At 63.1% G+C, this 14,183-nt stretch carries 15 protein-coding genes; 13 read left to right on the top strand and 2 right to left on the bottom strand.

Translation table 11 applies throughout. From position 1 onward, the window contains the following. Positions 1-3: 3 nt before the first annotated feature. From FX984_RS06395 to FX984_RS06375, 5 genes are all read left to right on the top strand, one after another. Entirely contained in the window at positions 4-813 is an 810-nt protein-coding gene (locus FX984_RS06395; RefSeq protein ID WP_065924564.1) for a CheR family methyltransferase, read from the top strand. Further along, positions 810-1,340, top strand: coding sequence for a chemoreceptor glutamine deamidase CheD (gene cheD / locus FX984_RS06390; protein ID WP_027607288.1), 531 nt, complete (start codon positions 810-812; stop codon positions 1,338-1,340). Before FX984_RS06395 ends, cheD begins: the two co-directional genes overlap by 4 nt. Next, positions 1,303-2,385, top strand: a complete 1,083-nt coding sequence (locus tag FX984_RS06385; RefSeq protein ID WP_027607287.1) for a protein-glutamate methylesterase/protein-glutamine glutaminase — start codon at positions 1,303-1,305, stop codon at positions 2,383-2,385. Before cheD ends, FX984_RS06385 begins: the two co-directional genes overlap by 38 nt. 200 nt (positions 2,386-2,585) lie before the next feature. Further along, entirely contained in the window at positions 2,586-3,959 is a 1,374-nt protein-coding gene (locus FX984_RS06380; protein ID WP_146477175.1) for an iron-containing redox enzyme family protein, read from the top strand. Between the two features lie 11 nt (positions 3,960-3,970). Beyond that, a complete protein-coding gene (locus FX984_RS06375) occupies positions 3,971-4,915 on the top strand; it encodes a class I SAM-dependent methyltransferase (protein WP_146477177.1) in 945 nt (314 codons plus the stop codon). A 9-nt stretch (positions 4,916-4,924) separates the two neighbouring features. Here the strand turns inward: FX984_RS06375 and FX984_RS06370 are convergent, their stop codons facing one another. Beyond that, on the bottom strand, positions 4,925-5,356 hold the full coding sequence (locus FX984_RS06370) for a hypothetical protein (protein ID WP_146477179.1): 432 nt from the start codon (positions 5,354-5,356) through the stop codon (positions 4,925-4,927). Between the two features lie 165 nt (positions 5,357-5,521). On the opposite strand from FX984_RS06370, the gene FX984_RS06365 reads away from it, so the two are divergent. Then, a complete protein-coding gene (locus tag FX984_RS06365) occupies positions 5,522-6,535 on the top strand; it encodes an ABC transporter substrate-binding protein (RefSeq protein ID WP_146477181.1) in 1,014 nt (337 codons plus the stop codon). Between the two features lie 40 nt (positions 6,536-6,575). Here the strand turns inward: FX984_RS06365 and FX984_RS06360 are convergent, their stop codons facing one another. Beyond that, entirely contained in the window at positions 6,576-7,472 is an 897-nt protein-coding gene (locus FX984_RS06360) for a LysR substrate-binding domain-containing protein (RefSeq protein ID WP_092357414.1), read from the bottom strand. A gap of 172 nt (positions 7,473-7,644) precedes the next feature. Between FX984_RS06360 and FX984_RS06355 the strand changes: the two genes are divergently transcribed. From FX984_RS06355 to FX984_RS06325, 7 genes are all read left to right on the top strand, one after another. Further along, positions 7,645-8,592 (top strand): branched-chain amino acid ABC transporter permease, encoded by a 948-nt coding sequence (locus FX984_RS06355; RefSeq protein WP_027607281.1) that lies wholly within the window; start codon positions 7,645-7,647, stop codon positions 8,590-8,592. Beyond that, on the top strand, positions 8,589-9,674 hold the full coding sequence (locus tag FX984_RS06350; protein ID WP_092357412.1) for an ABC transporter permease subunit: 1,086 nt from the start codon (positions 8,589-8,591) through the stop codon (positions 9,672-9,674). Before FX984_RS06355 ends, FX984_RS06350 begins: the two co-directional genes overlap by 4 nt. Then, positions 9,671-10,444, top strand: a complete 774-nt coding sequence (locus FX984_RS06345; RefSeq protein WP_027607279.1) for an ABC transporter ATP-binding protein — start codon at positions 9,671-9,673, stop codon at positions 10,442-10,444. Before FX984_RS06350 ends, FX984_RS06345 begins: the two co-directional genes overlap by 4 nt. Continuing rightward, positions 10,437-11,153 (top strand): ABC transporter ATP-binding protein, encoded by a 717-nt coding sequence (locus FX984_RS06340; protein ID WP_027607278.1) that lies wholly within the window; start codon positions 10,437-10,439, stop codon positions 11,151-11,153. Before FX984_RS06345 ends, FX984_RS06340 begins: the two co-directional genes overlap by 8 nt. Before the next feature lie 80 nt (positions 11,154-11,233). Next, positions 11,234-12,373 (top strand): branched-chain amino acid ABC transporter substrate-binding protein, encoded by a 1,140-nt coding sequence (locus tag FX984_RS06335; RefSeq protein WP_146477183.1) that lies wholly within the window; start codon positions 11,234-11,236, stop codon positions 12,371-12,373. 60 nt (positions 12,374-12,433) lie between these two features. Continuing rightward, complete coding sequence (locus FX984_RS06330) at positions 12,434-12,916, top strand: L-2-amino-thiazoline-4-carboxylic acid hydrolase (protein ID WP_092357406.1); 483 nt, start codon at positions 12,434-12,436, stop codon at positions 12,914-12,916. Further along, entirely contained in the window at positions 12,909-14,144 is a 1,236-nt protein-coding gene (locus tag FX984_RS06325) for a Zn-dependent hydrolase (protein WP_027607275.1), read from the top strand. The genes FX984_RS06330 and FX984_RS06325 overlap by 8 nt, the downstream gene beginning before the upstream one ends. The last annotated feature ends 39 nt before the right edge of the window (positions 14,145-14,183 follow it).

The following is a 14,183-nucleotide window of genomic DNA, read 5'->3' as shown; positions in this document are numbered from 1 at the left end:
ACCATGGCAGACACCGTGTCCATCGATGACCATGAATTCGGTCAGTTCCAGACCTGGCTGTACCGCGCGGCGGGCATCAACCTGTCGCCGACCAAGAAAGCCCTGGTGGCCGGGCGCCTGTTCAAGCGCCTCAAGCACTATGAGCTGCACAGCTATGGTGAGTATTTCAAGCTGATCATGAATGACCAGCGCAAGGGCGAACTGCAGGTTGCGCTGGATTTGCTGACCACCAACGAAACCTATTTTTTTCGCGAGCCCAAGCACTTCGACTTCCTGCGTCAGCACGTGCTGCCCCGGGCCGCGCCGGGCAAGGTGTTTCGCGTGTGGAGCGCGGCCAGCTCCTCCGGGGAAGAACCCTACAGCCTGGCAATGACCCTGGCCGAAAGCCTCGGCAGCACGCCCTGGGAAGTGGTCGGCTCGGACATCAGCTCCCAAGTGCTGGCCAAGGCGCGCACCGGCCATTACTCCCTGGAACGCACCGAGACATTGCCCCAACCGCTGCTGGCCAAGTACTGCCTCAAGGGCATTGGTCGCCAGGAGGGCACCTTGCTGATCGACAAGGCCTTGCGTAGCCGCGTCAATTTTGTCCAGGTCAACCTTAACGAAGCGCTGCCGGCCCTGGGTGAGTTCGAGGTGATCTTCCTGCGCAACGTGATGATTTATTTCGACCAGCAGACCAAGAGCCAGGTGGTCGCGCGCCTGTTGCCGCTGCTCAAGCCGGGCGGTTACCTGATCATCAGTCACTCGGAAAGCCTCCACGGTGTCAATGACACCTTGAAGCTGGTGGCTCCGTCGATTTACCGCAAGCCATGAAAAAGCCCGTCGGTACGGCCGAAGTGGTATTGGCGCCTGGCCAGGTCAGCTTTGCGACGCGGCCGACGCGCCTGCGCACCTTGCTCGGCTCCTGCGTGGCGATCACCTTTTGGCACCCGCAACGGCTGATCGGCGGCATGTGTCACTTCATGCTGCCGGGGCGCGTGCGCGACCATCAGCCCCTGGACGGCCGATATGCCGACGAAGCCCTGGAACTGCTGCTGCGCCACGCCGAGATCAATGGCACCCATGCACAGGATTACCAGGTCAAGTTGTTCGGCGGCGGCAAGATGTTTCCCCAGCTGCGCCGCCTGCCGACGCAGGACGTGGCCAGCCTGAATATTCGCGCGGCGCTGGCCCTGGCCGAGCGCTATCACCTGCACCTGACGGCTCAGGACATGGGCAGTACCGGTTACCGCACGATCATGTTCGACCTGTGGAACGGCAACGTCTGGGTCCGGCACCAACCAATGGGAACAATTCAACAAGATGCCTACCAAAAAAATCAGTGTGCTGCTCGTCGATGATTCGGCCGTGGTGCGCCAGGTACTGCTGGCGATTCTCAGCGATACGCCGGATATACACGTCATGGGCGCCGCCTCCGACCCGATTTTCGCCATGGATAAACTCGCCCGGGAATGGCCGGATGTGATCGTGCTGGACGTGGAAATGCCGCGCATGGACGGCATCACCTTTCTCAAGAAAATCATGAGCGAACGGCCGACGCCGGTGGTGATCTGTTCCTCGCTGACCCAGAAAGGCGCGGAAACCTCCCTGCAGGCGCTGTCGGCGGGCGCGGTGGAAATCATCACCAAGCCCACTACCGGGTTGAAGAGTTTCCTGATCGAGTCGGCGGCCGAGCTGGTGGCCGCGATCCGCGCCGCAGCGAACTCCAACGTCAGGAACCTGGGCAAGCGCAGCGCCAGCCCGGCGCCGGCACTGGCCCCGGCCAGCAAGCTCACCGCGGATGCGATCCTGCCTGCCGCCAATGGCCATGCCATGGCACAGACCACCGAGCGTATCGTCGCCATCGGCACGTCCACCGGCGGTACCCAAGCGTTGGAGGCGGTTCTGACGGCACTGCCGAGGGTGTGCCCAGGCATGGTGATCGTGCAGCACATGCCGGAAAAATTCACCGCCTCGTTTGCCGAGCGCCTCAACAGCGTATGCGAGATCGAGGTGCGCGAAGCCCGCAACAACGACCGCATCCTGCCGGGCCTGGCCCTGATCGCGCCGGGTGGCAAGCACCTGATGGTGACCCGCAGCGGCGCCTATTATCACGCCCAGGTCATTGATGGGCCCTTGGTCAACCGGCACCGGCCATCCGTGGATGTGCTGTTTCGCTCGGTGGCCAAGTTCGCCGGCAGGAACGCCACCGGCATCATCATGACCGGCATGGGCGACGACGGCGCGCGCGGGCTCAAGGAGATGCTCGAGGCCGGAGCCGCCACGGTGGCCCAGGACGAGGCCAGTTGCGTGGTGTTCGGCATGCCCAAGGAGGCCATCAAGCTGAATGCCGCCCAGCGCATCATGGCGCTGGAGGATATCCATCAGGCGATCTTGTATAAGTGACGTCGCGCGCCGGCTTTTGCGCTGCGCCAGAATCCGCGGCGTGGGCTACTGACGACCACTGATCCGCAGCCGCACAACCCCGATTGAATTTTCCCCATGCCCGCAGGTTCTGCATTTTAGACGCGTGTGCTGTTGAGCGCGCTTGCGGGGCCTCCTTGTGGGGAGGCCTGGTTGGATCGGACTTTGCGGAAACTGCCATCATGACGCTTCTCACAGCGCTGTCGGGCCAGCCGGCCTCCATCACCCAACCGGGTCAGTACCAGTGGTTGTACCAACACCTGTATGGCGAAGCCCCTGGCGCTGAAGAGGTTGCGCGGGCGTTTCTACACACGCACTTGGCGCAGGTGCGCGACGCGCCCAGTGAGTTGCCGCAGATGCCTGAACAACTGCCGGCCTGGATCGAACAGCGCTGTGCCGACGTGGCCCAGGCCTATGCCGATTACCTGGAACAACGCCAGCAAGGCCGGCCACGTCGTTATTTCCAGAACAAGGCCCATGCGCTGTATTTCCTGCAGCGCGTGGCGCCGACCAAACAGGTCGACGGGGCCTGGCTCAATGGCCTGCTGCGCTATTGGCACGACCCGCGTTTCGACGGCCTGCTCACCACCTACCTGGAAGAGCTGGGTGACGGCGAAGCGGCGCAAAATCATGTGGTGATCTATCGCAAGTTACTCAGCGAGCATGATGCCGACAGCGACGCCGGCCTTGAGGACAACCATTACCTGCAAGGCGCCCTGCAACTGTCGCTGGGCCTGTGCGCCGACGACTTTCTGCCGGAGATCATCGGTTTCAACCTCGGTTATGAGCAGTTGCCGTTGCACCTGCTGATCACCGCGTATGAGTTGAGCGAACTGGGCATCGACCCGTATTACTTCACCCTCCACGTCACCATCGACAATGCCAGCAGCGGCCACGCCTGCAAGGCCGCGCAGTCGGTGTTGAACCTGCTGCCGCTGGGGGAGGGCAGGGAGGAGTTCTATCGCCGGGTGGCCGAGGGGTATCGCCTGAATGACCTCGGCCCGGGGACCAGCGCGGTTATCCACGACTTCAACCTGAATGACGAAGTGGTCGCCATGCTTGAACGCAAGCGCACGTTCGGCCAGCACATGCATTCGGATTACTGCCGCTTCGAAGGCAAGACCGTCAACCAATGGCTGGCGCGGCCGGGGCAGATCGGCATCTTTCTGCAGGCCCTGGAAGACAAGGGCTGGATCAAGCGCAACCAGGATCCGGCCGAGAGTCGCTTCTGGCAATTAATCGAAGGCGCGGGCGCGGCGATGTTCGGCGTGTTCAGCGGCTATGAGAAACAGCTGCTGCGCGACTGGATCGCGGGTGACTGGATCAGCGCTCAACGTGTGGCGCCCGTGCGGCCCGGGTGCGGCAGCCGCTTCTCCCGCGAGCAGCATCGCCCGTCCGACCCGGACACCCAGGCGCTGGTGGATTCGCTGTGGAACCTGCCCGATGAACAGCAGCTCAATGCGCTGATCCCGTGGCTGTCGGCGCAGCGTCACTGCACGCCCGCCGGGTTGTATGCCACTCGCCGCTTTATCCAACTGCGTTCGCGCCTGCGCTAAGGAAATCACCCATGTCTGCACAACAACTCGCCGACCGCGCCCTGCTGAACCTGGGCCGGGGGTTGAAGGAAAATGGCTACCGGTTCATCACGCCAACGCCCTTGACCCATGAGCGGTTTTTCCAGCGCCAGGGGAGGCCGCTGGCGAAGGACCTGCGGGACGTCTTCGGCTGGTCGCTGCCGTTTGACCGCGAGCTGTTGCCCGAGGCGTTTCGTGAGGAGCTGCAGCAGGCCGATGTGGTCGAAAAACACGAGGCGCTGTGGCGCAGTGCGGTGCGTTGGTCGAGCCTGGACGACCTGCTGTTTGCCCACTCGGCGTACCCCACCACGCAAGCGGACGCGGTGTTTTTCGGGCCTGACAGCTATCGGTTTGCCCAACTGATCGAAGCCCATATGCAACAGCGCTTCGAGCCGATCAAGCGCGCCGTGGACATTGGCTGCGGCGCCGGTGTAGGCGCGTTGGTGGTCGCCCGGGCGGGGCCTGACGCCGAGGTGCTGGCGGTGGACATCAACCCGCGCGCCTTGCGCCTGACAGCGGTGAATGCCGAGCTGGCCGGGTTGGCGAACGTCACGGCGTACCACAGCGATGTGCTGGGCGGCGTCGAAGGCACGTTCGACCTGATCGTCGCCAACCCGCCCTATATGAATGACGACCGCCAGCGGGCCTACCGGCATGGCGGCGGGGCACTGGGCGAGCAACTGTCGGTGCGCATCGCCGGCGAGGCCGTTGGGCGCCTGGCCCTGGGCGGCAGCCTGGTGCTCTACACCGGCGTGGCGATTGTCGCCGGGGAGGATCCGTTCCTGGCCGCCGTCACGCCGTTGCTGGACAGCGATGCCTTTGGGTGGACCTACCGCGAACTTGACCCCGATGTGTTCGGCGAAGAGCTGGAAAAGCCCGGCTATGAGCGTGTGGAGCGGATCGCCGTGGTGGCGCTCACCGTCACCCGTTTGCGCTGACGATTAGGTTCAGGCCGCAGCTTGTGGCTGCAGGTGCAACTCGCCGTCCACCTCCTTGACCAGCCCACTGGCGAGGAACAGCGGCGCCAGGCGCTTGTGCAACTGCGGTTCGACAAATTCCTTCAACGTCTCAAGCGCCAGCGGGCCACTCGAAGGCAGCTCAGCCTTGGTGAAGGACAACCAGGCCTTTTTCAGCGCCATCAACACATCACTGCCCGCCGTGGAGGCAAAGCGGCGCTGGGTCGGTTTGCTGTCGAAGCTGAAGGTGTGCTGGAACGCGTAACCGGTTTCGTCACCGCCGCTGGCGGTGCAACGAATGCAGGTGCACGGACCGTCGCCGAAAGCGCTGCGCAGGTAGCTGTTGAAGTCCACCACGGGTTTGAGTGACAGGCGCTTATCCACCTCGAACAGGTCCCCGGTCATTTTTTCGTCAGTGTTCAACGTGCAGTTCCTCGCAGTGTGCGGCAGTTTTTTCAAAGCGCGGCACGATACCAGCCGCGCGCCGTTTTAGGGGTATTTGCATAACAATAGACCCAGATATTCTTTTGCTGTCTAAAAAACCGCGGCTACGCTCCATCACCTTCTCGAAAACGCGGCAGATTCCCCATGACGTTCAAGCGTTCCTCCCTGACCCTCCTGGCCGCGTCCCTCGCCGCCGCCAGCGTCTTGCTCAGCCCCGGTGCCCAGGCCGAAGGCGAGATCAGCATCGCCCAGCAATTCGGCATCGGCTACCTGATCCTCGATGTGGTGCGCGACCAGCACCTGATCGAAAAACACGGCAAGGCCCAGGGCCTGGACATCCAGGTGGAATGGAACAGCATTTCCGGCGCCACCGCCATGAACGAATCGCTGCTGGCCGGCGCCCTGGATGTGGTGTCCGCCGGTGTGCCGCCGATGCTCACCCTGTGGGACCGTACCAGGGGCAAGCAGAACGTCAAGGCCATCGCCTCCTTGGGCTCGATGCCCAACTACCTGCTGACCAACAACCCCAAGGTCAAGACCCTCAAGGACTTCAGCGAGAAGGACCGCATCGCCGTGCCTGCCGCCGGGGTGGGTTTCCAGTCGCGGACCTTGCAGATCGAAACCGCCAGGCAGTTCGGCGATGCCCACTACAAGAAATTCGATGACATCTCCATCAGCCTGGCCCACCCCGACGCCACCGCCGCGTTGATTGCCGGTGGTTCGGAGATCAACGCGCACTTCTCCAGTCCGCCGTTCCAGTACCAGGAGCTGCTGAGCCCCAACGTGCACAAGGTGCTCAGTTCCTACGACATCCTCGGCGGTCCGGCGACGTTCAACGTGCTCTACACCACGCAGAAATTCCACGACGAAAACCCCAAGACCTACCAGGCGTTCTACGCCGCGCTGGCCGAAGCCGAGCAGATCATCAAGGCCGACAAACCGGCAGCGGCCAAGGCGTACATCCGCGTAGAACAGTCCAAGCTGCCGTTGGACCTGGTGGAAAAAATCGTCCAGGACCCGGAAATCGATTTCACTATCGTGCCGCAGCGTACCTATATCTACGCCGAGAAATTGCAGGAACTGGGCGTACTGAAAAACAAGGCGGCGAGCTGGAAGGACTACTTCTTCGAAGAGGCCCATGGCGGTAACGGCAGCTGACCTGTAAACCGCCCCTCCCACATTTGGATCTCCACAATGCCTATACCGCATTCAAGCTGCGCTTGATCCAGTCATACAAGTCATTCCCCTCGCTCGACAACTCACTGTTGGCTCGCCGGCACAGGTAGTACTGGCGGCCATCATTGACCTCCAGATCAAACAGCTTCACCAGCTCGCCATTGGCCACATGGGGCGCTACCAGCGGCGCGCGCAGCAACGCGCAGCCCAGGCCGGTGAGGGTGGCGGTGAGTGCCAGTTGGCCGTCTTCGAGCAGCAAGCCATTCAGCGCCGTGGTGTCGACCTCGGCTGCCTCGAACCATTGGCCCCAGGTGCCGCGTTCTTCATCGTGCAGCAACGGCAGCTCGCTCAAGGCCTGGGGCGTGTCGATGGGGCCGTGTTGGGCGAGAAAGCTGCGGCTGCAATAGGGGGTCACCGCGCCGGAGATCAGGGGTTCGCTGTGATAGCCCGGCCAGTGCCCGGTGCCGAAGCGAATCGACAGGTCGGCGGCATCGCTGGGGTAGCTGCGGTGGTTGGCGTAGGTCACGTTGATGTCCAGCGCCGGGTGGTCTTTGAGGAAGTTCTCCAGGCGCGGGATAAACAGGTTGATGCCAAACAGCGGGATCAGGCTGATGGTCACCTGGCGGGTGGCGCTTTTCTCGCGCACATGTTCGGTGGCGCTGCGCAGCACGGCAAAGGCCGAGCGGATGGCACGGTAATACTCGCGCCCTTCATCGGTCAGCACCAGGTTGCGGCCCTGGCGCAGGGTCAGCGGCTGCTGCAGGAAGTCTTCCAGCAGGTGCAGTTGATGGCTGATGGCAGAGGCGGACACGTCCAGCTCGCGTGCGGCAGCATTCACCCCGCCATGGCGCGCAAACGCTTCGAACGTCCGCACGGCACGCAGGGGAGGGTCATTGGCTAACTGTTCTGATTTATTCATGTATTGAATTAAACACCAAGTTTTAGCCCAAATAAAGAGCCATAAGTGCCGTATTTGCGGCACAAATACCCTGTCATTGCTTTGGCATAACCCTATAACTTTCTGATATTTGATAAAAACAGAATAGATGCTTAGTGTGCCGCCCTTGTACGCACTGAGGTCGACGGTCTTCATGGATGGGTTTATCCAACAACTGCTCAACGGCTTGATGACGGGCAGTCTCTACGCGCTGGTGGCCCTGGGGTACACCATGGTCTACGGCATCCTGCGCATCATCAACTTCGCCCACGGCGATGTGCTGATGATCGGTGCGCTCGTGGGCTTGTCGATGATTCGCCTGTTGCAGGCGACTTGGCCGGCGTTGCCACCGCTGCTGGTGTTGCTGACGGCCACCCTGGTCGCCATGGCATTTTGTGCGGCGCTGGCGGTGGTGATCGAGCGCGTCGCTTATCGCCGGTTGCGTCACGCGCCGCGCCTGGCGCCGTTGATCAGCGGCATCGGGGTGTCGCTGCTTTTGCAAACCATCGCGATGCTGGTCTGGACCCGTAACCCGCAAATGTTCCCGCAACTGCTGCCGCTGGAACCCATCGAAGTACTGCCCGGGGTCTCCGCGCACCCGGCTGTCACCAACGCCACGGCCCTCACCACCATCGCCATTGCGCTGTCAGTGATGGTCGCGCTGCTGGTGCTGGTCGAGCGCACGCGCTTTGGCCGGGCCATGCGTGCCGTGGCGGAAAACCCCCAGGTCGCGAGCCTGATGGGCATCAACCCGAATCGGGTCATTGTGCTCACCTTCGCCATCGGCGGCGCCCTGGCGGCATTGGCCGGGGTAATGATGGCCAGCAACTACGGCAGCGCGCATTTCTACATGGGCTTCCTGCCGGGGATCAAAGCCTTCACCGCCGCGGTGCTGGGCGGTATCGGCAACCTCAAGGGCGCCATGCTCGGCGGCCTGTTGCTGGGGCTGATCGAAGCCCTGGGCACCGGCTACCTGGGCGCCGCCACCAACGGGGTGTTCGGCAGCAATTATCAGGATGTGTTTGCCTTTATCGTGCTGATCGCGGTGCTGGTGTTCCGTCCTTCGGGGCTGTTGGGCGAACGTCTGGCGATCCGCGCATGATCAACCCACTCACTTCCAATCAACGCGCCAGCCTGGGCCTGCTGCTGTTTGCCGTGGCCCTGGTGCTGGCACCGTGGATCGTCGGCCACGCCGGTGGCAACACCTGGGTGCGGACCCTGGATTTTGCCCTGCTGTACATCATGCTCGCCCTTGGCCTGAACATCGTGGTCGGTTATGCGGGGCTGTTGGACATGGGGTTCATCGCGTTCTACGCGGTGGGCGCCTACCTGGCCGCGTTGCTGTCGTCGCCCCATCTGCTGCAACAGTTTCCAGCCCTGGCGGCGTTGCTGCCGGCGGGCATGCACACCTCGATCTGGTTGATCCTGCCCCTGGGCGCCTTGCTCGCGGCGGGGTGCGGCGTGGTGTTGGGTGCGCCGACCTTGCGCCTGCGCGGCGACTACCTGGCCATCGTCACCCTGGGCTTTGGCGAGATCATCCGTATCCTGCTGCGCAACCTCGACCGCCCGGTGAATATCACCAATGGCCCCAAAGGCATCGCCCAGGTCGATCCGGTGAACCTGCTCGGCGTGAACCTGGGCCGTACCCAGGAACTGTTCGGCCTGCGCCTGCCGTCGGTGTACCTCTATTACTACCTGTTCGCCGCGCTGGTGGTGCTGATTCTGTTTGCCTGCATTCGCCTGGAGCGCTCGCGCATCGGCCGTGCCTGGGTGGCGATCCGCGAGGACGAAGAAGCGGCCCAGGCCATGGGCGTGAACACCGTGCGCCTCAAGTTGCTGGCGTTTGCGATTGGCGCCGCGTTCGGCGGGGTGAGCGGCGCGCTGTTCGCCTCGTTCCAGGGCTTTGTCTCGCCGGAATCGTTCACCCTCAACGAGTCCATTGCGGTGCTGGCGATGGTGGTGCTCGGCGGCATGGGCCATATCCCGGGGGTGATCCTTGGCTGCGTACTGCTGGCGGCATTGCCTGAAGCGTTGCGCGCGAGCATGGGCCCGTTGCAGCAGGCGTTGTTCGGCCAAGTGCTGGTGGACCCGGAAATCATCCGCCAGCTGTTCTACGGCCTCGCGTTGATCCTGGCGATGCTCTATCGACCCGCCGGGCTGTGGCCCAAAGGAGTGGCACGATGAACGCACCTCTGCTGCAGATTGACCGGGTCAACAAACACTTCGGGGGCGTGGCGGCGTTGACCGATGTGAGCCTGAGTATCCAGGCCGGCGAAATCTACGGGCTGATCGGCCCCAACGGCGCGGGCAAGACCACCTTCTTCAATGTCATGACCGGCCTCTATACCCCGGATTCCGGGCGCTTCCAGCTCGATGGCCGGGAGTACCGGCCGACCAGCGTGCATCAGGTGGCCGAAGCCGGCATTGCCCGCACGTTTCAGAATATCCGCTTGTTCAATGCCATGAGCGCCCTGGAAAACGTCATGGTCGGGCGCCATGTGCGCACCCGCAATGGCCTGTGGGCCGCCTTGAGCCGGCATCGTCGTGCTCGCGATGAGGAAGCCCAAACCCGTGCCCACGCCCATCGCCTGCTGGCGTATGTCGGGCTGGCGGGGTTCGCCCATTATCGCGCCGACAGCTTGAGCTACGGCCATCAGCGCCGCCTGGAAATCGCCCGCGCATTGGCCACCGAACCGCGCCTGCTGGCCCTGGATGAGCCGGCGGCGGGTATGAATGCCAGTGAAAAAGTGCAGTTGCGCGGCCTGCTGGAAAAGATCCGCGACGACGGCCATACCCTGCTGTTGATCGAGCACGACGTGAAGCTGGTGATGGGCGTATGCGACCGCATCAGCGTGCTCGATTACGGCCAAGTCATCGCCGTAGGGCCACCCGTCGAAGTGCGCCAGCACCCGGCAGTGATCCAGGCCTACCTGGGAGCCAGTGCCCATGTCTGAAGCCTTGTTGAACGTCGAGGGTTTGCAGGTGCGCTACGGCGCCATCGAGGCGGTCAAATCCCTGGATTTGCACATTGCCGAGGGGGAGCGCGTGACGCTGATCGGTGCCAACGGTGCGGGCAAGACCTCCAGTCTCAAGGCGCTGACCGGTCTGCTGCCGGCCAGTCAGGGTGCAATCCGCTTTGCCGGGCGCTCGATCCTCGGCCAGGCGCCGGACCAGTTGCTGCGCCAGGGCATCGCCATGGTCCCGGAAGGGCGCGGGATTTTTGCGCGCATGAGCGTGCTGGAGAACCTTCAGTCCGGTGCGTTTTTGCGCCGTGACAACGAGCAGGTGCAGCGCGAAATGCGCCAGCTGTTCGAACACTTCCCGCGCCTGGAAGAGCGCCTGCAGCAGTCCGCCGGCCTGCTCTCGGGCGGTGAGCAACAGATGCTCGCCCTGGCCCGTGCGCTGCTGTCACGCCCGCGTTTGCTGATCCTCGATGAGCCGTCCATGGGCCTGGCGCCGATCATGGTGGAAAAAATCTTCCAGGTGATCGACGACGTGTGTCGCCAGGGCATGACCCTGCTGTTGGTGGAACAGAATGCACGGCTGGCCCTGCAAGTGACCGACCGTGCCTATGTGATGGACACCGGCCGCATCAGCCTCAGCGGGCCCTCCGCAGATTTGCTTGAACACCCCGAGGTGCGCAGCGCCTACCTCGGTGAATAACGGCTCGATGAAAAAACACCCATGACGCTACCGGACGCCCGGCGTGTTCCGACCCGCCCGAAAAGAAACAGGAACGACTGATGAAGACTTTCAACAAAACCGCACTGATTGGCCTGGCCCTGAGCAGCCTGGCGAGCGCCATGGCCCAGGCCGACCAGACCGTGCTGATCGGCCTGGCCGTTCCCTTGACCGGGCCCTCGGCCCGGATTGGTAAAGACCTGGAAAATGGCGCGCAACTGGCCATCGACCAGGCTAACGCCAAGCACCCGACAATCAATGGTGAGGCGGTGACCTTCAAGCTGGTGTCCGAAGACGACCAGTCCGACCCTCGCACCGCCGTGACCGTTGCCCAACGCCTGGTGGATGAGGGCGTGGTCGGCGTGGTCGGCCACTGGAACACCGGCACCAGCATCCCGGCAGCGCGGGTATACTACGACGCCGGTATCGCCCAGGTGGCGCCAGTCGCTACCGGGCATGCCTACACCCAGCAGGGCTTCGACACCAGCTTTCGCATCATGGGCCACGACGACGATGGCGGCCAGGTGGCCGGCCGCTATGCGTTGAACACCTTGAAAGCCCAGCGTATTGCCGTGATCGACGACCGCACCGCATTCGGCCAGGGCCTGGCGGACCAGTTCGTCAAATCCATCGAGGCCGGGGGTGCCAAGGTGGTTGCCCGCGAATACGTGGACGACAAGACCATCGACTTCAGTGCCGTGCTGACCAATATTCGTAGCCGGAACCCTGACCTGATCTTCTTCGGCGGCGTCGACGCCCAGGCTGCACCGCTGGCCCGGCGTATCAAGCAGTTGGGGATCAAGGCACCGCTGATGGGCGCCGGTGGGTTTGTCAGCCAGACTTTCCTGCAGCTGGCGCAGAACGAAGGCGAGGGCGTGATTGCCTTGGAGCCGGGCCTGGCGATTGCGCAGATGCCGGGTGGCAAGGCGTTCGAACAGGCCTATAAGGAACGCTACAAAACCGCGATCGAACTGCATGCACCGTTTGCCTATGACGGCGTTGGTGTGTTGGTGGCGGCCATCGAGAAGGCCGGATCCACCGACCCACAGAAGTACCTGCCGGTGCTGCGCGCCATCAGCTATCCGGGCGTGACTGGCACGATTGCGTTCGATGCCGAGGGCAACTTGAAGCAACCGTCGTTCACCGTTTACCAGGTCAAGGCCAATCAATGGCAGCCGGTGAGTGTGGCGGGTGGCCAATAAACCCACCCCCTCTGCAGGTGCGAGCTGGCTCGCTCCTGCAAGGGTCAATGGAGAGATGCAATGAACAAACTGGAAGGTGAACTGGGCATCCTTGCCCGGCGCCGGATCGAGGCGGAAATCATCAAGCCCATCTACGAGATCCTCAAGCGCGAGCAGGGCAAGGACTTTGCCGCCGCCGTGATCGGCGAAGCCGTGGGCAATGCGGCGATCCAGGCCGGCAAGCATTTTGCCGCACTGGAAGAGCAGGGCGCCGACCTCAAGAGCTTTGTGGAGTTGCAAGTGCTGTGGGAGAAGGATGACGCGCTCAAGGTCGAGATCATCGCCAGCGATGCCGAGCACTATGATTACGACGTCAAGCGCTGCCGCTACGCCGAGATGTACCACGAGATGGGCCTGGGCGAGATCGGCCACTTGCTGTCGTGCAACCGCGACGAGCTGTTTATCGTCGGCTACAACCCGAACATCGAACTGACCCGCACCCAGACCATCATGGGCGGCGCGCACCACTGCGACTTCCGTTATCGGGCCAAACCCCATGAGTAACCTGGCACGGGTCAACGGCGAACGCCTGTGGGCTTCGTTGATGGAGATGGCGCAGATCGGTGCCACCGAAAAGGGCGGTGTGTCGCGCCTGGCATTGACCGACGAGGACCGGCGTGGCCGCGATCTGTTCGTGCACTGGTGCACTGCGGCCGGTTGCACGGTACGGGTGGACGCCATGGGCAATATATTTGCGCGTCGCGCCGGGCGCCATGACCACCTGGCACCGGTGATGACCGGCTCCCACGGCGATTCCCAACCCTTCGGCGGCAAGTACGACGGCATCTATGGCGTACTCGCCGGAGTGGAAGTGCTGCGCACCCTGAACGACCTGGGGATTGAAACCGACCGGCCCATCGAAGTGGTCAACTGGACCAACGAAGAGGGCTCGCGCTTTGCCCCGGCGATGATTTCCTCCGGCGTCTACGCTGGCGTGTTCGACCTGGAATACGGGTTGTCCCGTGTGGACAAGGCCGGCGTGACCATCGGCCAGGCCTTGCAGCAGATCGGCTATGCCGGCCCCCACCCGGTGGGTGGCCAGGCGGTGCATGCCGCCTTTGAACTGCATATCGAACAAGGCCCGATCCTTGAAGCCCAGGGCATCACCATTGGCGTGGTCACCGGTGCCCAGGGCCAGCGTTGGTACGAAGTCGAATTGAGCGGGCGCAGCGCCCATGCCGGCACCACCCCGATGGACCATCGCCTGGATGCGCTGCTCGGTTTTGCCCGTGTGGTCGAGGCCGTGAATGGGCTGGGCCTGGAGCAGGGCGCGGAAGGACGGGCCACGGTGGGCATGGCGAATATCTTTCCCAACTCGCGCAACGTGGTGCCGGGACGGGTGTTTTTCAGCGTGGAATTCCGGCACCCGGACGAGGCCGTGCTGGCACGCCAGGACCAGCAATTGCGCGACGCCGTGGCGCACATCGCCGAAGGCATCGGCTTGCAGCACAGCGTTAAGCAGATCTTCCAGTACGCACCGATTGCCTTCGACAGCGATTGTGTAGAGGTGGTACGCGCGTCCGCCGAGGCGTTGGGCTACAGCCATCGGCCGATGATCTCCGGCGCCGGGCACGACGCCTGCTACCTGAACCAGGTGGCGCCGACCGCGATGATCTTCGTACCGTGCGTGGACGGGCTGAGCCATAACGAAGCGGAGGAGATCTCCCCCGAGTGGTCGACGGCAGGGGCGGATGTGTTGCTCCAGGCCATCCTGGCCAAGGCTGGGATCTGAAGGTACATACAAGTCTGATGTGGGGGGAGCAAACTCCCT

It is taken from the genome of Pseudomonas marginalis, assembly GCF_008692035.1.
Classification (GTDB): Bacteria; Pseudomonadota; Gammaproteobacteria; order Pseudomonadales; family Pseudomonadaceae; genus Aquipseudomonas; species Aquipseudomonas marginalis.
The sequence above is the reverse complement of the archived record's forward strand: the minus strand, read 5'-3'. Positions and strand labels throughout refer to the sequence as shown.